The organism is Streptomyces sp. NPDC002476, from assembly GCF_042889785.1.
Classification (GTDB): Bacteria; Actinomycetota; Actinomycetes; order Streptomycetales; family Streptomycetaceae; genus Streptomyces.
This window is the reverse complement of record NZ_JBIARH010000049.1, coordinates 1-20,886: the sequence shown is the minus strand read 5'-3', so window position 1 is coordinate 20,886 and position 20,886 is coordinate 1. Positions and strand designations below refer to the sequence as shown.

The 20,886-nt window shown below is 72.0% G+C and carries 16 protein-coding genes and 1 pseudogene; 9 read left to right on the top strand and 8 right to left on the bottom strand.

All coding sequences use genetic code 11. The features are described 5' to 3' along the window. Positions 1 to 41: 41 nt before the first annotated feature. The 3 genes from ACFYXM_RS32890 to ACFYXM_RS32880 all read right to left on the bottom strand — a co-directional run bounded on the left by ACFYXM_RS32890 (position 42) and on the right by ACFYXM_RS32880 (position 4,210). Entirely contained in the window at positions 42 to 1,133 is a 1,092-nt protein-coding gene (locus tag ACFYXM_RS32890; RefSeq protein WP_389294959.1) for a methyltransferase, read from the bottom strand. 35 nt (positions 1,134 to 1,168) lie between these two features. Further along, positions 1,169 to 2,236 (bottom strand): nitrous oxide reductase family maturation protein NosD, encoded by a 1,068-nt coding sequence (locus tag ACFYXM_RS32885; RefSeq protein ID WP_389294957.1) that lies wholly within the window; start codon positions 2,234 to 2,236, stop codon positions 1,169 to 1,171. 318 nt (positions 2,237 to 2,554) lie between these two features. Next, complete coding sequence (locus ACFYXM_RS32880; RefSeq protein ID WP_389294955.1) at positions 2,555 to 4,210, bottom strand: acyl-CoA synthetase; 1,656 nt, start codon at positions 4,208 to 4,210, stop codon at positions 2,555 to 2,557. Positions 4,211 to 4,375: 165 nt separating this feature from the next. On the opposite strand from ACFYXM_RS32880, the gene ACFYXM_RS32875 reads away from it, so the two are divergent. The 4 genes from ACFYXM_RS32875 to ACFYXM_RS32860 are packed head-to-tail and all read left to right on the top strand — an operon-like array spanning position 4,376 to position 8,354. Continuing rightward, positions 4,376 to 5,176, top strand: a complete 801-nt coding sequence (locus ACFYXM_RS32875; RefSeq protein WP_389294953.1) for a crotonase/enoyl-CoA hydratase family protein — start codon at positions 4,376 to 4,378, stop codon at positions 5,174 to 5,176. 15 nt (positions 5,177 to 5,191) lie between these two features. Next, positions 5,192 to 6,142, top strand: a complete 951-nt coding sequence (locus ACFYXM_RS32870; RefSeq protein WP_389294951.1) for a Zn-ribbon domain-containing OB-fold protein — start codon at positions 5,192 to 5,194, stop codon at positions 6,140 to 6,142. Further along, on the top strand, positions 6,143 to 7,198 hold the full coding sequence (locus ACFYXM_RS32865; protein WP_389294949.1) for a thiolase domain-containing protein: 1,056 nt from the start codon (positions 6,143 to 6,145) through the stop codon (positions 7,196 to 7,198). Beyond that, positions 7,188 to 8,354 (top strand): thiolase domain-containing protein, encoded by a 1,167-nt coding sequence (locus ACFYXM_RS32860; protein WP_389294947.1) that lies wholly within the window; start codon positions 7,188 to 7,190, stop codon positions 8,352 to 8,354. Before ACFYXM_RS32865 ends, ACFYXM_RS32860 begins: the two co-directional genes overlap by 11 nt. A 46-nt stretch (positions 8,355 to 8,400) precedes the next feature. On the opposite strand, the gene ACFYXM_RS32855 is transcribed toward ACFYXM_RS32860, so the two are convergent. Next, a complete protein-coding gene (locus tag ACFYXM_RS32855) occupies positions 8,401 to 8,682 on the bottom strand; it encodes a hypothetical protein (protein ID WP_389294945.1) in 282 nt (93 codons plus the stop codon). A gap of 173 nt (positions 8,683 to 8,855) precedes the next feature. Between ACFYXM_RS32855 and ACFYXM_RS32850 the strand changes: the two genes are divergently transcribed. Both ACFYXM_RS32850 and ACFYXM_RS32845 read left to right on the top strand, forming a co-directional pair. Then, positions 8,856 to 9,599, top strand: coding sequence for a TetR/AcrR family transcriptional regulator (locus ACFYXM_RS32850; RefSeq protein WP_389294943.1), 744 nt, complete (start codon positions 8,856 to 8,858; stop codon positions 9,597 to 9,599). A 23-nt stretch (positions 9,600 to 9,622) separates the two neighbouring features. Beyond that, complete coding sequence (locus ACFYXM_RS32845; RefSeq protein ID WP_073789562.1) at positions 9,623 to 10,123, top strand: hypothetical protein; 501 nt, start codon at positions 9,623 to 9,625, stop codon at positions 10,121 to 10,123. 242 nt (positions 10,124 to 10,365) lie between these two features. Here ACFYXM_RS32845 and ACFYXM_RS32840 read toward each other — a convergent pair whose 3' ends face one another. Further along, positions 10,366 to 12,585 (bottom strand): germacradienol/geosmin synthase, encoded by a 2,220-nt coding sequence (locus ACFYXM_RS32840; protein ID WP_389294941.1) that lies wholly within the window; start codon positions 12,583 to 12,585, stop codon positions 10,366 to 10,368. Positions 12,586 to 12,967: 382 nt separating this feature from the next. On the opposite strand from ACFYXM_RS32840, the gene ACFYXM_RS32835 reads away from it, so the two are divergent. Further along, complete coding sequence (locus ACFYXM_RS32835; protein WP_389294939.1) at positions 12,968 to 14,299, top strand: N-acetylmuramoyl-L-alanine amidase; 1,332 nt, start codon at positions 12,968 to 12,970, stop codon at positions 14,297 to 14,299. A 77-nt stretch (positions 14,300 to 14,376) separates the two neighbouring features. Here ACFYXM_RS32835 and ACFYXM_RS32830 read toward each other — a convergent pair whose 3' ends face one another. Beyond that, positions 14,377 to 15,507 carry an aminoglycoside phosphotransferase family protein gene (locus ACFYXM_RS32830; RefSeq protein WP_389294937.1) on the bottom strand — a complete coding sequence of 377 codons (1,131 nt, stop codon included), beginning with the start codon at positions 15,505 to 15,507 and terminating at the stop codon, positions 14,377 to 14,379. Positions 15,508 to 15,738: 231 nt separating this feature from the next. Between ACFYXM_RS32830 and ACFYXM_RS32825 the strand changes: the two genes are divergently transcribed. Beyond that, positions 15,739 to 17,238 carry a hypothetical protein gene (locus tag ACFYXM_RS32825; protein ID WP_389294936.1) on the top strand — a complete coding sequence of 500 codons (1,500 nt, stop codon included), beginning with the start codon at positions 15,739 to 15,741 and terminating at the stop codon, positions 17,236 to 17,238. A gap of 235 nt (positions 17,239 to 17,473) precedes the next feature. Here the strand turns inward: ACFYXM_RS32825 and ACFYXM_RS32820 are convergent, their stop codons facing one another. Together ACFYXM_RS32820 and ACFYXM_RS32815 are read right to left on the bottom strand one after the other, a co-directional pair. Next, positions 17,474 to 18,940: a PP2C family protein-serine/threonine phosphatase gene (locus tag ACFYXM_RS32820; RefSeq protein ID WP_389294934.1), complete on the bottom strand. Its 1,467-nt coding sequence runs from the start codon at positions 18,938 to 18,940 to the stop codon at positions 17,474 to 17,476. A 503-nt stretch (positions 18,941 to 19,443) separates the two neighbouring features. Beyond that, positions 19,444 to 20,100 carry a YoaK family protein gene (locus ACFYXM_RS32815; RefSeq protein WP_389294932.1) on the bottom strand — a complete coding sequence of 219 codons (657 nt, stop codon included), beginning with the start codon at positions 20,098 to 20,100 and terminating at the stop codon, positions 19,444 to 19,446. On the opposite strand from ACFYXM_RS32815, the pseudogene ACFYXM_RS32810 reads away from it, so the two are divergent. Then, a pseudogene (locus tag ACFYXM_RS32810) lies at positions 20,060 to 20,473 on the top strand (DUF664 domain-containing protein); the annotation flags it as partial. The gene ACFYXM_RS32815 and the pseudogene ACFYXM_RS32810 overlap by 41 nt on opposite strands. Between the last annotated feature and the right edge of the window lie 413 nt (positions 20,474 to 20,886).

Below are 20,886 nucleotides of genomic sequence, written 5' to 3'. Positions count from 1 at the left end.
CGGGTCCGTCCGGACCCGGGGCACAATGCGTGGTCCCGGACTCAGTCGGGGACCACGCATTCGAAGGCGTGCAGGTAGGGGTTGACCGGCACGATCCTGTCGATCACCAGACCGGCGTCCGAGATCCGGCCGACCAGGCTCTCCCTGGTGTGCTTCGCACCGCCGACGTTGAGGAGCAGCAGCAGGTCCATCGCGGTGGTGAACCGCATGGAGGGGGTGTCGTCGACGAGGTTCTCGATGACGACGACGCGGGCGCCCGGACGGGCCGCGCGGATGACGTTGCGCAGGGTGCGGCGCGTGCTGTCGTCGTCCCATTCCAGGATGTTCTTGATGATGTAGAGGTCGGCCTGGACCGGGATGGCCTCGCGGCAGTCCCCGGCCACGATGCGGGTCCGCTCGGTGAGCGGCCCCTCGTCCCGCAGCCGGGCGTCCGCCCGCGCCACCACGCCCGGCAGGTCCATGAGGGTGCCGCGCAGCGTCGGATGCTTCTCCAGCAGGCTCGCCAGCACGTGTCCCTGGCCGCCGCCGATGTCCGCGACCACGGACACCCCGGTGAGGTCGAGGAGTTCGGCCACGTCCAGGGCGGACTGCACGCTGGAGGTGGTCATGGCCCGGTTGAACACCTGGGCCGACTCGTGGGCGTCCTGGTGGAGGTAGTCGAAGAAGCCCTTGCCGTGCACGTCCTGGAAGACGCTGCGGCCGGTGCGCACCGCGTCGTCGAGTCGCGGCCAGACGTCCCAGGTCCAGGGCTCGGTGCACCACAGGGAGATGTGGCGGAGGCTGTGAGGGTCGTCCTCGCGCAGCAGGCGGGACATGTCCGTGTGGGCGAAGCACCCGTCCGGGGTCTCGGCGAAGATCCCGTAGCAGGACAGGGCGCGCAGCAGCCGGCGCAGCGGCGCCGGTTCGGTTCCCACGAGTGCGGCGAGTTCCCGCACGTCGGCGGGTGTGTCGCCGAGCGCGTCGGCGACGCCCAGCCGGGCCGCGGCGCGCACGGCGGCGGCGCGGGCCGCCCCGAAGACGATCTCGCGCAGCTGCATGCCGGGGTGCGGGGCCGCACCGGGGTGGGGGACGGCGGCGCCGTGGGCGGCGGTCGGGGCGGGGGTGGGTGCGGGATTGGGGCTCACAGTGGTCATGCCGATTCGCTTCTCCTCGTGCGGGGGTGCACCGGTCAGCACATCCCGGCCGGTGTGGACTTCGAGCAGACGTTGGATACGAAGGTGTTGCCCTTGCCGGTGTCCCCGTTGGCGAGGTCGGCGGGCTTGTTGCCGAGCGCGACGTTGCCGCTGACGGTGTTGTCGTTGTTCTTCGTGTCCACGAAGCTCTTGAACAGCACGACGCCGCCGGACATCGGCGTGGCGCCCATGTTGTCGCTGATCGTGTTGGAGCGGATCCGGGTGCCCGCCGCGCCGGTGAGCACGATGCCGGAGCCCTGGATGGCGGGCAGCCTCTCCGTCTTCGCGCAGTACTTGTTGTTGCCGTTGATCCGGTTGGACTGGATCGTCATCGCCCCGGCCTGCGGCCTGCCCTCGTCGCCGACCACGAACACACCGCTGCAGTTGGCGGTGAAGGTGTTGTCGTGGACCGACAGGTTCCTCACGCGCCGGGCGGTGAAGCCGATCCGGTTGTCCGACAGCGTGTTGCCCTGGAGCTCGGTGCCCCGGGTGTCGCTGGCGCCGCCCTCCTCGCTGACGGTGTTGGCGACGAAGATGCCCGCGTCTCCGTTGGCGCGCGCGGTGTTGCCCATGAACGAGCCGCGCGTGGAGCGTTCCTGGGCGATGCCCCAGACGCCGTTGCGTTCGGCGGTCACGCGCCGGACGGCCAGCCGGTCCGTCCAGGAGGCCCAGACGCCGTTCTTCTGGAAGCCGGAGACGGTCAGCGAGTCGAGGGTCACCCCGTCGACGGTCGCGCCGGACCGTCCCAGGACGCAGATCCCGCTCCCGGCCTTCGCGCAGGCGTCCGTCGCCCGCGCCTTCCCGGCCGCCGGACGGATGACGGTGCGCTCGCCGTAGCCGCGCAGGGTGAGCCCGGCCTTGTCGATCAGGACGGACTCCCGGTACGTGCCGGGCTGGACGACGACGGTGTCGCCCGGCCGGGCGGCGTCCACCGCCTTCTGGATCGACTGGCCGGGACGCACCACATGGGGGGTGGTGGTCGACGCTGACGGAACGGCCGCGCCGAGCCCGGCGGCCGAGGCGACCACGACGGGGACGAGGGCTTGGAAGTGTCGTTTCCTCATGTGCCGAAGCTATGGGCGTTTTCCCCCCTTTGCCACACAGAGTGAGCGGTCGGGTACCGACGTAGCCGCAATGGCTCAGGGCACGGGGCGCTGCCCGGGTATTTCGGCGCGTGGGGGCGATGGAGCGGAGGGCGGGCCGCCGGCCGGTGCGCGGCGGGGCCGTTCGGGTGCTTTCCGGGCGCGGCGGGCCGGCGCCGGTCCGGGTGGCGCGGAGGCCGCCCGGGCCCCGTCCGAGGTGCGGCGCCGGGGCGCGCTCCGCCCGCCGGGGGCCGCGCTGCACCGGCCCGATACCCGGCCGCCGAGGACCCGTACGTCGTCTCAGGCCCCAGGAGCCGTTGCGTCGTCCCGGTCCTCGGCGCCGCGCGGGGAAGCGACGACCGCGCGGGCCCACCGGTAGTCGGCCTTGCCGCTGGGGGAGCGCTGGATCCGCCGGGCGATCACCAGCCGCCGGGGGATCTTGTAACCGGCCAGCCGGGCCCGGCAGTGCGCCTGGACGTCGTCGAGCGAGGGTTCCGGGGCGCCCTCGCGCAGCTGCACCACCGCCGCGACATGATTGCCCCATCGCTCGTCCGGCACTCCGGCGACCAGGGCGTCGTACACGTCCGGGTGCGCCTTCAGCGCCTGCTCGACCTCCTCCGGGTACACCTTCTCGCCGCCGGTGTTGATGCACTGCGAGCCCCGGCCCAGGACCGTGACGATGCCGTCCTCGTCCACGGTCGCCATGTCGCCGAGCAGCACCCAGCGCCGGCCGTCCCGCCGGAAGAACGTCTCCGCGGTCTTGCGCGGGTCGTTGTAGTAGCCGAGCGGCACATGGCCGCACTGGGCCAGCCGCCCCGGCTCACCGGGCGCCACCGGCTCGTACGTCACCGGATCCACCACCGCCGTACGGGAGTTGACCTGAAGACGGAACCCCTTCTCCGGACCCGAGTCGGGCGTTGCCGTGCCGTTGAACCCGGACTCCGACGAGCCGAAGTTGTTCAGCAGCATCGCCGTCGGCACCAGTTCCTGGAACTCCGCGCGCACCGAGTCCGACATGATCGCGCCCGAACTGGAGACGGAGAACAACGACGAACAGTCGGTGCCCCTCAGCGGGCCCCTGAGCGCGTCGATCAGCGGCCGCAGCATCGCGTCGCCCACCAGGGAGACGCTGGTGACCTTCTCCTTCTCGATCGTCCGGAGCACCTCCTGCGGCACGAACTTGCGGTGTACCACCACCCGTTGGCCGAAGTCGAAGGCGATGAACGCGGTGAGCGTCGACGTGCCGTGCATCAGCGGGGGAGTGGGGAAGAACGTGATGCCGTCCCCGCCCGCAGCCACCCGCCGCGCCAGCTCCTCCGGGGACTTCACCGGTTCGCCGGTCGGCGCGCCGCCGCCGAGACCCGAGAAGAAGAGGTCCTCCTGACGCCACATCACACCCTTGGGCATGCCCGTGGTGCCCCCGGTGTAGATGATGAACTGGTCGTCGGCGGACCGCGGCGCGAACCCGCGCCCCGGGCCGCCGCCCGCCTCCGCGTCCTCGAACGCCACCGCGTCCGGGCCGCGGACCGCTTCCGCCGGTGCGCCCACCCGGATCAGATGGCGCAGGGTCGGGGCCTTCGGGGCGGCGGCCCGGACCCGGTCGTCGAACTCGGCGTCGAAGACCAGTGCCGCCAGATCCGCGTCACGGTAGAGGTAGGCGAGCTCCTCCTCCACGTAACGGTAGTTGACGTTGACCGGAACGAGGCGGGCCTTGAGGCAGGCCAGCAGCGTCTGGAGGTATTCGACCCCGTTGTAGAGGTGCAGCCCCACGTGCTCCCCGGCGGCGATCCCCGCGTCCAGCAGGTGGTGGGCGATGCGGTTGGCGGCGGCGTCCAGCCCCGCGTACGTCAGCCGGCGCTCCGCGCCCGTGCCGGGATGGTCGACGTAGACGAGCGCCTCGCGCCCCGGGACCGCGTCGACGACCGACTCGAACAGGTCGGCAAGGTTGTACTCCACCGCTCCTCCTGACCCCGGCTGCTGACGGACACGGCGTCATTAGAGCGCCGGGACGCACAAGGGGGAAGGGTGCGGCCCAATAAATCTGACTGCCTGTCAGAAAACTATTGAACTGGCTCCTCGCCTCCTGCAACCTGTTCCGGGACGTGAGACGGGAGGCAGACGATGAGTGGTACGGAACACCTCACCGTGCGGCGCGAGGGCGCCACGACGGTGCTCACCCTGAACAGGCCCGAGGCGAAGAACGCCCTCTCGCTGTCGATGCTGGTCGGGCTGTACGACGGCTGGCTCGCCGCGGACGAGGACGACACGGTCCGCTCGATCGTCCTCACCGGCGCCGGAGGCTGCTTCTGCGCGGGGATGGACCTCAAGGCACTGGCGGGCAAGGGGATGGAGGGCGAACGGTACCGCGACCGGATGGCCGCCGACCCGGATCTGCACTGGAAGGCGATGCTGCGCCACCACCGCCCGCGCAAACCGGTGATCGCCGCCGTCGAGGGCCCCTGCGTGGCCGGGGGCACCGAGATCCTCCAGGGCACCGACATCCGGATCGCCGGGGCGGGCGCCACTTTCGGCCTCTTCGAGGTCCGGCGCGGCCTCTTCCCCATCGGCGGCTCGACGGTGCGGCTGCCGCGCCAGATCGCCCGCACCCACGCGCTCGAAATGCTCCTCACCGGGCGCCCGTACAGCGCCGAGGAGGCCGCCGCCGTCGGACTGGTCGGCAGGGTCGTGCCCGACGGCACCGCGCTGGAGGAGGCCCTCGCCGTCGCCGAGCGGATCAACGCCTGCGGGCCGCTGGCCGTCGAGGCCGTCAAGGCGTCCGTGTACGAGTGCGCCGAACTGACCGAGACCGAGGGCCTGGCCGCCGAGCTGAAGCGCGGATGGCCGGTCTTCGCCACCGACGACGCAGAAGAAGGCGCACGCGCCTTCGCCGAGAAACGCCCGCCCGTCTACCGGCGTTCCTGAACCGAGGAGGCACCCGTGCCCGAAACCCTCAGCGCACCCCTGGTGGTCGAATTCCCCTTCACCCGCTCCCTGGGCCCGGTCCAGAGCGCCTTCCTCACCGGGCTGCGCGAACGCACCGTCCTCGGCGTACGGACCGACGACGGAAGGATCCTCGTCCCGCCCGTCGAGTACGACCCCGTCACCGCGCGCGAGCTCCGCGAACTCACCGAGGTCGCCGCCACCGGGACGGTCACCACCTGGGCCTGGAACCCGCATCCGCGCCCGCGCCAGCCGCTCGGCACCCCCTTCGCCTGGGTCCTGGTGCGCCTCGACGGCGCCGACACCGCCCTCCTGCACGTCTTGGACGCCCCCGGCCCCGAGGCCGTCCGCACCGGCATGCGGGTACGGATCCGCTGGGCCCCCGACCGCACCGGGGCCATCACCGACATCGCCTGCTTCGAACCGTACGACGGGGAGCCCGGCCGGTCCGCCCCGCACAGCGGCGCGTTCGACGACCCCGTCACCGGCATCGTCACCCCGGCCCGCCTCGACTACCGCTACACCCCCGGCCGCGCCCACGGCGGCTACCTCGCGGCGCTCGCCGAGCGACGCATCGTGGGCGAACGCTGCCCGTCCTGCGAGAAGGTCTACGTGCCGCCCCGCGGCGCCTGCCCCACCTGCGGCGTCGCCACCGCGGAACAGGTCGAGGTCGGCCCGCGCGGCACCGTGACCACGTACTGCGTCGTCAACATCAAGGCCTCTCATACGGCGAACCTCGACATCGAGGTCCCCTACGTCTACGCGCACATCGCCCTCGACGGCGCGGACCTCGCGCTGCACGCGCGGATCGGCGGCATCCCCTACGACCAGGTGCGCATGGGCCTGCGGGTCGAACCGGTCTGGACCGAGGGTGCGCGCCACCCCGACCACTACCGGCCGACCGGCGAGCCGGACGCCGACTACGACGCGTACAAGGAGCTGTTGTAGATGCGAGACGTGGCGATCGTCGCCTTCGCGCAGACCGACCATCTGCCCCGCACCGACGAACTCTCCGAGGCCGAGATGCTGATGCCCGTGCTCCACCGGGTCCTCGACGAGACCGGGCTCAGGACCGGTGACCTCGGTTTCGTCTGCTCCGGCTCCAGCGACTACCTGGCGGGCCGCGCCTTCTCCTTCACCATGGCGCTCGACGGAGTCGGTGCCTGCCCGCCGGTCTCCGAGTCCCACGTGGAGATGGACGGCGCCTGGGCGCTGTACGAGGCATGGGTGAAGCTCCGGTCCGGCCGGGCCGACACCGCGCTCGTCTACTCCTACGGCAAGTCCTCGCCCGGTTCCCTGCGCGACGTCCTCACCCGCCAGCTCGACCCCTACTACGTCGGCCCGCTCTGGCCCGACTCCGTCGCACTCGCCGCACTCCAGGCCCAGGCCCTGATCGACGCGGGCGACACCGACGAGGCCGCACTCACCGCGATCGGTGCCCACAACCGCACCGCCGCCGCGGACAACCCCCACGCCCAGCTCACCGGACCGGTCCCGGCGGGTGACTACGTGGTACGGCCGCTGCGCACCGGCGACTGCCCGCCCGTCGGCGACGGCGCGGCCGCCGTGATCCTCGCCGCCGGTGACACCGCCCGGTCCCTGTGCCCCCGTCCCGCCTGGATCCGCGGCATCGACCACCGCATCGAGGCGCACGGCCTCGGCGTCCGCGAACTGGCCGAGTCCCCGTCCACCAGGCTCGCCGCCGAACACGCCGGGGCCTTCGAACGCCCCGTCGACACCGCCGAGCTGCACGCCCCGTTCACCTCGCAGGAGGTCGTCCTGCGCAAGGCGCTGCGGCTCGACGACACCGTCACCGTCAACCCGTCCGGCGGCGCGCTCGCCGCCAACCCCGTCATGGCCGCCGGGCTGATCCGGCTCGGCGAGGCCGCGGCCCGCATCCACCGCGGCGAGTCCGACCGGGCGCTCGCCCACGCCACCTCCGGCCCCTGCCTGCAGCAGAACCTGGTCGCCGTACTCGAAGGGGAGGGCGCTCGTGTCCGATGAACCTGTGGCCGTCGTCGGCATCGGCCAGACGAAGCACGTCTCCGCCCGCCGGGACGTCTCCATCGCCGGACTCGTCCGCGAGGCCGCCGTCCGCGCCCTGGAGGACGCCCAACTGGCCTGGTCCGACATCGACGCCGTCGTCATCGGCAAGGCCCCCGACTTCTTCGAGGGCCTGATGATGCCGGAGCTCTACCTCGCAGACGCTCTCGGCGCGGTCGGCAAACCGATGCTGCGGGTGCACACGGCGGGATCCGTCGGCGGCTCCACCGCGCTCGTCGCCGCCGACCTGGTCGCCGCACGGGTGCACCGCACCGTCCTGACCCTCGCCTTCGAGAAGCAGTCCGAGTCCAACGCCATGTGGGGGCTCTCGCTGCCGGTCCCGTTCCAGCAGCCGCTGCTCGCCGGCGCGGGCGGCTTCTTCGCCCCGCACGTGAGGGCCTACATGCGCCGCACCGGGGCGCCCGACACGACCGGCTCCCTCGTCGCGTACAAGGACCGGCGCAACGCGCTGAAGAATCCGTACGCCCACATCCACGACCCGGACATCACCCTGGAGAAGGTCCGGTCCGCGCCGATGCTCTGGGACCCGATCCGCTACTCGGAGACCTGCCCGTCCTCCGACGGCGCCTGTGCGATGGTCCTCACCGACCGCGCCGGGGCCGGGTGTTCGCCGCACCCGCCCGCCTGGGTGCACGGCGGCGCGATGCGCAGCGAACCGACGCTCTTCGCCGGCAAGGACTTCGTCTCGCCGCGCGCCGGCCGGGACTGCGCCGCCGACGTGTACCGGCAGGCGGGGATCGACGACCCGCGACGGCAGATCGACGTCGTGGAGATGTACGTGCCGTTCTCCTGGTACGAGCCCATGTGGCTGGAGAACCTCGGCTTCGCGGACGAGGGCGAGGGCTGGAAGCTCACCGAGTCCGGGGTCACCGCGCTCGACGGCGACCTCCCGGTGAATCCTTCGGGCGGAGTGCTCTCCACCAACCCCATCGGCGCCTCCGGCATGATCCGCTTCGCCGAGGCCGCGCTGCAGGTCCGCGGCCGGGCGGGCGAGCACCAGGTCGAGGGGGCGCGCACGGCGCTCGGCCACGCCTACGGCGGCGGTTCGCAGTTCTTCTCCATGTGGCTGGTCGGAGCCGAACCCCCCAGCAGCTGACCGCGTGTTGTCCGGGACCGGTTCGGGGCCGGTCCCGGACGGCGCGTCACTCCCCGGCCGGGACCCGCTTCCCGGAACGGGCGCCCGGCACCAGGACCGCGCCGATCGGCGCCACCGCGGCCAGGACCGGGAACACGGCGTACAGGTGGCGCGCACCGCCCGCCGTGGTGGCCGGATCGGCGAAACCGGAAGGGTCGGCGACCACTCCGGCGCCCGCCGAGACGAACACGGTCCCGGTCAGCCGCACCGTGGTCGTCGAGGCCCCGGCGATGTCCCGGTCGGCGTCCCCGGACAGGCGCAGCACGTCGGCGCAGGCGCCGCCGCGCACACGACGGCCCCCACGAGCAGCGCCGCCGCCGATCACCGGCAGGCCGGGCGCGGACCGCTCCGGGCGAGCATCGCGGAGGCCGTTACGGCCCCCAGGACCGAAGCCACCACGAAGACGGTCGTCGGCTTAATTTCATTACGCACCGTACCGTATCTAATTGTTAGCCTGGCCGGATGCGGGACGGCAAGCGGCGGGCGGGACGCCCGCGGGACCTGGGCATCGATCAAGCGGTCCGGACGGCGGCCCTGGCGCTGCTGGCCGAGGCCGGATACGGGGGACTCGCGATCGAGGCGATCGCGCGGCGGGCCGGGACCAACAAGGCCGCCGTCTACCGGCGCTGGCCGAACCTCCCCGCGCTGGTGCTGGACGCGCTCGGTGCCCAGCTCGGTGACCTGCGGCCGCCGGACACCGGGTGCACGATCTGTGACCTCTGCGACGCGATCGAGCTGCAGCTGACCGTCTACCGGCGCATGCCGCCCGACGCCCTGGCCGCGCTGCGCGCCGACTGCGGCGGTGACGAGGAACTGAACGAGGCGTTCATGCGCACCCTGTTCGACCCGCCGCGCGAGGCGGTGGCCCAGGTCCTCGACGCGGCCATCGCGCGCGGCGACCTGCGCGAACACGTCGACCGTGAACTGGTCCTGGACCTGCTGGCCTCCCTGGTCCACTACCGCGCCCTGTTCGGCCACGGCTCCACCACCGGCGAGGACGTCGAGGAGGCCGTGCACGCCCTGCTGAGGGGCGTCGCCCAGGACTACGCCCGCCTGGCCGACGTCGGCCGGGCCGCGTCGCACGCCGCCTCGCCCGGCCACCTCCACGCCGACGGGTCCGCCCACCACTGGAACGCCGGAGCCTCCGGGGCCGGGGCGGAGCCGTCCGAACCTCCCGCCCCGCGCGGCCCCGGCGCCGCGACGTGAGCCCGGACACGTACCATGTCCGCATGTCCTTCCTCCGCCGCCGCAGCGCCGCCACACCCGCGGGCCCCGACTTCGACGTCCTGGCCATGGACCCGGGTGACTGGCCCGGAAACCTCGGCGCGGGTCTGCTGCCCGCCCCGGACGGGAGCTGCCAGGGCGTCTTCCTGCGTTACGACCTGTTCGGCGGCCGGGGCCCCGCGATGATCATCGGCAACCTCCCGGAGGGCTCGCCCGCGCGCGAGACCGAGGAGGGACAGGTCCCGTTCGAGGTCGCACAGCTGCTGCTCGCGCTGGAGAACGACGAACCGGTCGAGGTCACCGGCACCGAGGACATGCCGGTGATGCAGGGCGACAACCTGCTCATCGTCCGCCGGATCAAGCTCTCCGAGAGCCGTATCTCCTGCGTCCAGTTCGACCGCAGCGACGGCGTGCTCGTGACCATCGCCAGCTGGGACCGGCCGATCACCGATGACCTGTACACGCTCCTGAAGCCGCTGCCCGCCGAGCTGTTCCAGCAGGGCTGAAACGTCCCTTCCGCGGCCGCGCGCCTCGCGTTGCGCGGCCGCGGAAGATGCCCGGCGAGCAGGTCCCCGGTCACAGCACTAGGGCCTGTCTGGAGTTGTGATCTGGATCAGGGAGCGGGGCGTGGTGTGTGCGATCGCAAGACGCCGGAAGGCTCTCGTAGCAGAGCTACTAGGGCATTTCGGCAACGCGGCGAGCGTGCGTGCCACGCCCCGCGAGCCCAGGTCGCAACTCCAGACAGGCCCTAGACGCCGCTGCTCGCGAGCGGAGCGAACAGCGCCGTCACGCGTGCAGCCGACACACCGATCCCCGTGGGCCCGCTCAGCAGGCACGGGGTGCCGGTGCCCCGCCGCAGGTCCTGCTCCCGGTAGCGTCGGCAACCCCGGTGCCAGATCAGGATGCCCGCGATCCAGTGCTTGAGCTCGAGCACGTATCCGGCCAGGATCTTCCTCGCTTCGGCGTCCAGCCCGAAGTCGTCGTACAGCACCGGGAGTTCCCGCTCCGCGACATGCAGGAACTGGCGCAGCCGCGACTTCATCAGGTCGTACACGATCCGCACCCCGGTCGGATAGTCCACCCCGAAGAAGTTCTGCACGACCAGGACGCCGTTGTGCACCTCGCCCTCGTACTCGATCTCCTTCTGGTACGAGAACAGGTCGTTCAGCAGGCACGCGTAGTCCGCCGCCGCGTTCTCCAGCGACCGCAGCGGACCGCTGCGGTAGATCTCCTCCGGCACCTTCCGGCCGTGGCCCAGCCGGCACAGGCTCATCGTCAGGTCGGAGCCGAACGTCATGCGCCGCATCTCGACATAGTCGACCGGGTCCGGGATGCGGTTCTGCACCTGGTTCGCCAGCTCCCACAGCCAGCTCGCGGTCATGTCCTCGACCGCCGTCCGGAACGCGCGTCGCGCGCCCGCGTCCATCGGCGCGGAGGTCCTCGTCCACAGATCGGCGAGCCCCCGCTCCAGCGCGTCGACCGGTTCGGGGGTCCCGGTACCGTCCAGCGGCATGAACAGCGAGAGCCGCTCGTTGGCGAGCCTGGCCCCGGTCAGGTCGCGGGCCCGCCCGTGCACCACCGGGAACCAGTCGTCGCCGTACGTCCCCCAGGTCAGCCACTGCGAGGCGAGATCCAGTTCCCCCGGCGTCGCGTCGGGATGCAGTCCCGCCGCGCACAACGGCAGGTCGAACGCGACGAGCCGTTCCTCGTCCCAGATGTGCGAGCCCGGCACGCCCGGCTGCGCCTCCAGGATCCCCATCCGCCTCGACCAGTCGACGATCCGCACCCGCGCACCCTCCAGATGCGGGCTGAGGGTCGTGTCGAACGGCAGCTCGAAGTCGGGCAGCAGCGACGGGCCGACGTACTGGTACGGCACATGCGTGTGACTGCGCAGCCGGGCCGTCTCCGAGCGGAGGGTCGGCCGGATCGACGCCGCGGCCATGCCGAAGGCGGGCACGGCCCGGGCGCCGGCCGTGCCACCGTCGTTCATGTACCGGCTGGAGCGCATGTGCCATTCGTGGCCGCCCGACTGCCAGTCCTGCAAGCCCTTGACGTACGCCAGCACCGCCGCCGTCTCCTCCGGGCCCAGTCCCTTCTCCGCGCACAGCGGGCCGAGTTCGGTGAGTGCGGTGTTCTCGAACTGCTGGAGCCGGGAGGTCAGCAGATCGTTCACCGCGTCGGCCGCCTCCTGCGTCGAGCAGCCGAGGAAGTGTTCCAGCACCAGCACGCCGTTGCTGTTCTCGCCCTCGTCCTCGACCTCGCGCTGGTACGAGAACAGGTCGTTGCGCAGATGCACCCCGTCGGAGAAGGCGTCCCGCAGCACCCGCAGCGCACGCTCGTCCGCCACGGCCGCGGGGACCTCCGCACCTGCCGCGTACTCCACGAGACCCGCCGACCACGGGGCGCCGCCCACGTTGCGCCGCATCTCGATGTACTCGACGGGGTTCGCGATGCGTCCCTCGTCGATGTTGGCCAGCTCCCACAACGACTCGTTGAGAAGGTTCTCCGTCGCCACGGCGAACCGGGCCCGCCAGGCGTCGGACATGCTCGGCACCGTCCGCGCCCACAGATCGGCCAGCCCCGCCTCGACCGGATTCGTCGGCTCGGGCATCGCCGACCCGCGGTCCATCGGCATGAACGCGGGCAACCGGTCCAGATACCGCTTGCCGCCCTCGCGGTCACGGCTGCGTTTGAACAGCTCCAGGAAGTGGTCGTCGAAGAAGAAGACCCACACGTACCAGTCGGTGACCAGCGAGAGCGCCTCCGACGAGCAGTCGGGGTGGGTGTACGCGCACAGCAGCGCGTAGTCGTGGGAGTCGAGGTCCTTCTCCTCCCAGACGCCCGAACCCTCCAGCATTCCCATGCCGCGCGCCCACTCCTTGGTGTGCCGCCGCGCCTCCTCGGCATGGGGATTGAGCCGGGCCGGATGAGGAACGTAGAAGTCCGGCAGGGTGAAGGGCTGAGCCATGTGTGTCGGGCCTTTCCGAGATCTCGCCGCGCGCACGCCGCACGGACCGGGTGTCCGCGCGAGCACTACCCTTCGACCGTTCGGGGCACGCACATCCCCAATTAGTCACACGAATGGTGCGCCCGGATGCGGGCCGTCCCCGCCCGCCGACGTCCGGCCCGCGCCGCCCGGAACGCGAGGATCGAGGTGCCACCGGCCTCCCGTGGATTCCTTCTTTTCGCAGGTCGGAGAGGGCGTCAGTGGTCTGGTCCACTGACTCGGCCGACGGGCGGCGCCGAACCCTTGACGTGCTGTCATCTCAGGTCCGAGAGTGTGCGCGCACCACGGAGCAGTGAGATCGGAACACGTACAGCCCCACTCGCACAGCCCCAGGAGAGGCCCCATGACGCCCAAGCAGAGGACCCGACTCGCGGCCGCGTTGGCGACCGCCGGCGCGCTGAGCACGACACTGCTCGGCCCCGCGACACACGCCGGTGCCGACTCGGTGCGGCCCGACTGCCCGCGCGGTCTCGCGTGCGACTGGGTTCCGGCGGCCTACGAGCAGACGGGCGACCCCGCCGACAAGGAGACGTACGGCAACTACGACACTTCCGACCGCCCCCGAACCAACAGGATCAGGTTCATCGTCCTGCACGACACCGAGGAGGACTTCGACACCACCCTCAAGATCTTCCAGAATCCGCTGAAGCAGACCTCCGCTCACTACGTGGTGCGCTCCTCCGACGGCCATGTCACCCAGATGGTCAAGAACAAGGATGTCGCCTGGCAGGCGGGCAACTGGTACGTCAACAGCCACTCCATCGGCATCGAGCAGGAGGGCGTCGCCGTCGACGGCGCCAAGTGGTACACCCCCGAGATGTACCGCTCCACCGCGAAGCTGGTGCGTCACCTGGCCGCCGAATACGGCATCCCCCTCGACCGCCAGCACATCATCGGCCACGACGGCGTACCGCCCACCACCGCCTCCGGAACCAGGAACATGCACTGGGACCCGGGCCCGTACTGGGACTGGAACCGCTTCATGGCACTGCTCGGCAGGCCCACCGTGCCGACCGCCTCCGCCCGCGGCGAACTCGTCACCATCAGCCCGCACTTCAAGAAGAACAAGCAGGCGTTCCGCGACTGCGAGAAGGGTGTGGACCTGCCCGTCCAGGGATCCAGCGCCGTCCCGCTCCACACCGCGCCGTCCGCCGACGCGCCGCTCTTCTCCGACCCCGGTCTGCACCCCGACGGCTCTCCCGGAACGAACTGCGCCGCCGACTGGGGCAGCAAGATCAGCGCCACCCAACGGGCCGTCGTCGCGGACCGGGTCCCCGGCTGGACGGCGATCTGGTGGTACGGCCAGAAGGCGTGGTTGCGCACCCCGGCCCACACCCGGACCACCACACCCACCGCCGGATACGTGGTCCGGCCCAAGAAGGGACGCGCCGAGGTCCCGGTATTCGGCGTCGCCTATCCGGAGAAGTCGGAGTACCCCGCGGACTTCGCGGACCAGCGGGTGGGAGCACCGCTCGGGTACACCATCAAGGCCGGGCAGTCCTACCCGGGCGGCGGCGAGGCCCCTACGGGCTACTTCCACGCCCCGACGATCGATTCCTCGTACCCCTACGACCACACGTACTTCCGCGGCGGGGAGAGGTACGTGACCGTACAGATCGGCCACCGGATCGCCTTCGTCAAGGCGTCCGACGTGGACATCGTGCGCGCGCACTGAGAAGGACCCGCGTCACGGCAGCGCGCCGCGGGCCCGGTGTGTCGGCACCGGACCCGCGGCGCGTCCCCCCGGGAGGGTCAGCGAGTGCCGACCGCGGCGCGAACGGCCCGGCGGGCCATGGCACAGTCGTCGTGCAACCGCCGCAGCAGCAGACGCTGTTCCTCGCTCGACGAGAGCGCACCCGGCCGGTCCGGAACGACGCCTCCGGTCCCCGGCTCCCGCATGGCCCGCTGGACGGCCGTCTCGTAGGTACGGATCTCCCGCGTCAGCACCAGCATCAGGTTCACCAGGAACGCGTCGCGCGCCGCGGGTCCCGCCGCCTGTGCCAGCTGGCTGATCTGGCGCCGAGCCGCCGGTGCGTCCCCCAGGACCGCCCACAGCGTCGCCAGGTCGTAGCCCGGCAGGTACCAGCCCGCGTGCTCCCAGTCGACCAGCACCGGACCCGTGGGCGACAGCAGCACGTTGGAGAGCAGCGCGTCACCGTGGCAGAACTGCCACGTGCTCTGACGGCCGCCCGCCAGACCGTGCAGCAGCTTCTGCAGGTCGCTCAGGTCGCGGTCGGTGAACAGACCGAGCTCGTGGTAGTGGGCGATCCGCGCGGCGTAGTCCAGCGGCGCGTCGAACAGCCCCGGAGCCGGGCGCCAGGTGTTGACACGCGCGATCGCGCCGAGAACGGCCCGCACGTCGGCCCGGGGCGGCGCCTCCACCGGGTGCCGGGTCAGCGCCGCCACCCGGCCGGGCATCCGCTCGATCACCAGGGCGCAGTTGTCCGGATCGGCCGCGACAAGCCTGGGCACCCGCACCGGCGGGCGGTGCCGGACGAACGCGCGGTAGGCCGCTATCTCGTGGCGGAACCGCTCCGACCACGCGGGGGAGTGGTCCAGTAAACACTTGGCGACCGCGGTCGTGCGCCCTGTGGAGCCGACCAGGAGAACCGAACGGCCGCTGCGCCGCAGGACCTGCACCGGACTGAACTCCGGGCAGATCCGGTGCACCGACGCGATCACCATCCTCAGCTGAGCGCCCTGCGGACCGGACAGGTCCAGCCGTCCGCTGAGCGGCGCGCCGCCCACCCCCGCCGGTCGCCTCGGCCGGACCGCGCCGGAGGCCGACGGGGCGGCGTGCGGCGCGAGGTACGGCCCGCCGCCCGCCCCCAGGGGACGAAGCGGCCGGGGCGGGGCGGTCACGGAGGACGATGCTGTGTACATGGGGGAGACAGATCCCTTCGTGCGCCGACAAGTTGCGTGCACCACCCCGTCCGGCGGCCCTTCGGCACCCTGGGGAGTACCTAGGGCTGCCGGGCGGGATGGCGCTTTCCTACCCGACACCGGATCACGGGTGGCAGACCATCTGGCGCACCCTGGCGAACCCTGGCGAATAGTCGCGACGCCTGTGACAGGCGGCTACTGTCAACACAGCCGAGAACCTGGGGGCTTGACGTGACCGGAGAACCCAACACCCGCCTGTCCGACCTGTTCGGCCTCGCCGGCTGGTCCAAGGGCGAACTCGCGAGGCTGGTGAACCGGCAGGCGGCGGCCATGGGCCACCCGCAGCTGGCCACCGACACCTCGCGGGTGAGGCGTTGGATCGAGATGGGCGAGTCCCCTCGCGATCCGGTGCCGAAGGTGCTGGCAGCCCTGTTCACCGAGCGGCTCGGCCGTGTCGTGACCATCGAGGACCTCGGGTTCGGCCGGCGCGGGCGTGTGGGGAAGCGGCGAGAGGCGGGGGCGGAACACAACCCCGACGGACTGCCGTGGGCGCCCGAGCGGACGGCAGCGGTCCTCACCGAATTCACGGGAATGGACCTCATGCTCAACCGACGCGGCTTGGTGAGCGCGGGCGCCGCGCTCGCCGCAGGATCGACCATCACCGGACCCATGCACAACTGGTTGCACAGCGACCCCGTGCTGGCGGCCGACGTCCCACGGACCGATGACCCGCTGCACGCGGACTCCGCCGGATTCGACCGGTACGAGGCCGCCCCCATCGGGTCGGAGGAGATCGAGGCACTCGAACGGTCCGTCGAGGTGTTCCGCGCCTGGGACGCCTCCAGGGGCGGCGGACTCCAGCGCAAGGCCGTGGTGGGCCAACTCAACGAGGTGGGCGGCATGCTCGCCTACCGCCACCCCGAGCACCTGCAGCGCCGTCTCTGGGGCGTCGCCGCCAATCTCGCGGTGCTCGCGGGGTGGATGTCCCACGACATCGGCCTGGAACCCACCGCGCAGAAGTACTTCGTCATCGCCGCGCACGCGGCACGCGAGGGCGGCGACCGTCCCCGCGCCGGCGAGGCCCTGTCCCGGGCGGCGCGCCAGATGATCCACCTGGGCCGTCCCGATGACGCACTGGACCTGATGAAGCTCGCCAAGTCCGGCTCCGGCGACATGGTTCTGCCGCGCACCCGGGCGATGCTGTGCACCATCGAGGCATGGGCGCAGGCGTCCATGGGGCAGGGCCAGGCGATGCGACGCACGCTCGGCAAGGCCGAGGAACTCTTCGTCTCGGACAAGAGCGATGTCCCGCCACCCAGTTGGATGCAGATGTTCGACGAGGCGGATCTGCACGGGATGCAGGCTCTGGCGTTCCGTACGCTCGCCGAACACGACCCGTCGGTGGCGACGGTGGCTCAGCGCCACGCCAAGCAGGCGCTGGAACTCCGGGTCAACGGACGCCAGCGGTCCAAGATCTTCGACTTCATCTCGCTCGCCTCGGCGTGCTTCATCGCCGACGATCCCGAACAGGCCGACCGTTACGCCCGGTTGGCGCTGGTGACGATGGGGGAGACCTCCTCGCACCGCACCTGGGACCGGCTGCGCGAGATGTACCGGCTGACGGGCCAGTACGCGGGTTACGCGAAGATCGAGGACCTGCGGGAGGAGATCCGGGTCGCCATGCCGCAGCACTCCGTCATCAAACAGCCGAGGCGCTCGTCCCGGATCTGACCCGAGGGGCACCGCGAGGAGCGGGCACCGGTCGTCCGCCGTGAGACAGCGGCCTCGGCCCGGTCGAACACCACCCGATCCGACACCGTCCGGAGCAACACCACCGTCCCATCGATCACCGCCCGAACACCGTCCGGCCGACGATCGCCCGCACACCGAGTCCGTGGGCGGATCCTTCTCCCGCGTACCGCTTCGTGTCCGGCGTTCGCGTGTGCCCGTACGTGTGCCGCTGTGCCTACGCCCCGATGCGGGCGATCAGCACACACGCGTCGTCCAGGCGCTCGGCACCGCCGAACTCCGTGACGACCGTACGCACGCACTCCTGTGCCGTACGGGCCCGTGCGAAACGCGGTGCCAGCGCGAGCAGGGCGTCCGGGCCCGCACCCCGGTCGCTGTGACGGTTCAGCCCGTCGGTGCGGAGGACCAGCACATCGCCGGGCAGCAGCTGCGCCTCGTCCTGCTCGTAGGCGACACCGGATGCCGCGCCGAGGAGGACCCCGTCGGGCGACGGCAGCGGGCGCCCCTCGCCGTTGCGGAACAGCAGCGGTGCGGGGTGCCCGGCCTGCGCCCAGGAGAGGGCGCCGGTGGCCGGATCGAAGCGGCAGCAGAGGGCGCTGCCGAGGGCCGGCCGCACGGAGGATTCGAGCAACTGGTTGAGGTGCCCCATCAGAGCCCCGGGCTCGATACCGGCCACGGCCATCCCGCGCAGCGCTCCCAGGAGCATCGCCATGGCGGAGGCGGCCTCGACGCCGTGCCCCGTGAGGTCGCCGACGGCGAGTATCGTCCTGCCGTCGGACAGTTCCAGGGCGTCGTACCAGTCGCCCCCGATCAAGGAGCTCGACTCCGACGGGAGATAGTGGGCCGCGACGTCCAGCACACCGGCCCCGCACGAAGGAAGCCGCAGCGGGCCGCGCCACGGAGGCAGTACGGCCTCCTGGAGCTCGACCGCCATCCGGCGCTCGGCGCGCGCCATGTGCTGCCTGCGCCGCAGCGCGTCGCGGGTCCGGCGCACCGTCTGCTCGCTGCGCCGCAGCTCGCTCACGTCCCTCAGCACCGCCCACATCGAGGCCGTGCAGCCGTCCGTGTCGAGCACCGGCTCGCCCATCATGTGGAGCGTGCGCGTCCGGCCGTCGGTCCGCAGGATGCGGAATTCCCCGTCCATGGGCCTTCCGTCCACCAGGCAGTCCGTGACCAGGGCGGTCAGTAAGGACTGGTCCTCGGGGAGCAGCAGGGACGGAAGCTCGTCCAGGGAAAGGGGGCCCGCGTCGGGGGACCTGCCGAAGATCTGGAACAGCTCCTGGGACCAGGTGACCTCGTCCGTCAGCAGGTTCCACTCGGCGCTGCCCACCCTGCCGATGAGCGAGCCGCTCCCCGACGGGGCCGCCGCACCGTGCGGAGCGGTCCGGGAGGGAGCCTTCGCGGACGGCTGCCCGGGGGGGTGCGGGGTGTGCGGCGCGTCGGGCCCGAGGCCCTCCCTCAGCTGTCCCAGATGGGTGCCGAGGTCGTCGAGATGGTGGACCGCCAGTTCGCAGAGCGCCCGCTGCCAGCGCCTGTGAGGGTCCTCCTCGTCGACGAGGACCGCGTCGCGGCGTACGGCATCCACCTCGCCGCGCAGCTGCCGGGCGCGGTGGATCAGCGCGTCGACGGCGTCACGTTCGTGCGGCTGGGGGGCGGGGCGGTCCGCGGACAGATGGGACGGCATCTCGTACTCCGATACAGGCGCGGCGCGACCAGGTCTGAAAGGTGGACCGGAGACGACTGTGGCACAGGCCGCAGGGGCTCGTAAGGGATTTGGCAACACTCGATATGTTGTTGCTTCTGGCATATGCCATGGGCTGTGCATGGCATCGATTCATCGAACAGCCTTTCATTTGGGGGGAGTTGAATCTCAGGTGCAGGCGCGTGTCGCGCCGTGCGCGCGGAGGTTGTGCGCTCAGCTCGTGAGGTGTGCGCGGGGGCGTGCGGGTGTGTGCAGGGGCGTGCGGGCGCCTCCCTTCGTTGTCCGGAGCCCGCCGTCGAGGGGGGATTTCCGGGAGCGAGTCGCAATGGTTTATCGTTCATCTACGCTGGGTCGCGCGACGCGCCCACCCCTCGACCGCCCCGGCCGGAAACCCCCGATCCGGCCGGGGCTCCCCCGCTCCGCGGGCCCGGTCGGTGTCCCGGCCGCCGCCCACGCGTGGTGTCCGTACCGGCACCGGGCCGGGCTCAGCCGCCGGGCCGTCGCCTCGGGGCCGCCTCGATCAGCAGCGCGCAGGCCACGGGCACCACCGCCACCAGGCCTGCCGCCTCCGGCCTGAGCCGCACCGCCAGCGCGGTCAGGGCGGCGCCCGCCACGACCGCCGCCAGCCGGCCGGCCGGCCAGCGGTCCTCCCGCCGCCACGACCGCGACGCCGCGCGCCCGACGAGGGACGTGAGCGTGCCGGTGAAGTAGTTCGTGGGCGTCGTGAGGGCGCGCCCCTGCACGCCCATGGCCGCGGCGACGAGCACCAGCGGCCCCAGCCGGTTCCCGGCGGACGTGAGCGGACCCGCCCCCCACAGCACCGCGCCCGCCGTCAGCAGCACCGCCTCGGCGAGCAGCGTCATCGGCAGGGGCCACCGCAGCCACGTGGTCAGCCATGCCCCGCACGCGACCCCCGAGCCGTACGAGACCAGCGCGGTGATCGCCCCGAGGGCCGCCCCGTGCTCCCCGACGCCGACCGCGTAGGCGCCCAGCAGCACGAGGTTTCCGGTCATCACCCCGGCGAAGACCTGCCCCAGACAGACGAAGGCGAACGCGTCGGACGCCCCCGAGGCGGCCGACAGGAGCAGCAGGGCACATTCCGTGCGCGGATCGCGCCCGGTGGGGAAGGAGACGGTGGACACGCCTGCATTCTCGGTGCGGCCGTGCCGGAAGGCGCCGGAACGCCGCGTGCACGGCGCGGCGTTCCGGCGCGTCGCGCGCTTCCGCTCCCCGCTGTGTCCGGCCGTTCCTCGGCGGCGGGCGAATTCGCCGTCCCGGTCCACCGCGGGCGGGGCAGGATCGGAGGTCCGCGGCACCCTGCTGCACAAGTGCGCGGGGCTCACCGGAGAGCAGCTCGCGCGGGAGACGGTGGAGCCGTCGAACCTCACACTGCTCGGACTGATCCGCCACATGGCGAAGGTCGAACGGGTCTGGTTCCGGCAGCGGTTCGCCGGTCAGACCCTCGACCCCTGTACGACCCGGGGAAGGGGAAGGGCGCGGACTTCGAGGACCTGGACCTGCCCCGCGCTCGTGACGACTACGACCGCCTCGTGCGGGAGGCCGCGCCGGGCCGTGTCCTCGAACCGGCGGCATGGTGATCGGCCTCCGCCCGGCCTCGTTCCCGCGGGCGCCGGTGCGTCGTCGGTGCCCGCGGGGTGGACGCCCGGGAACCCGCGGCCCTGGGCGAGGCCCCGGAAGCGGGGCGACGGGCGTTCGCCGGCACCGCCAACGCCTTCTACGCCTGTATCGACGTCAACGTCGGCTGACCGGGGGCCGGGCCGCCGGGGTCCCGGCCGTTTCCCCCGGTTGTCGCGCACGCGCGGAACGGTTGCTGTGAACACACGGAACCCCGGCCCGATTCCGGCGGGCCGGGGTTGTGTGTGGGGTCGAGCGGTCGGGTCAGTCGTCGCCGCCGCCGTAGCCGCCCT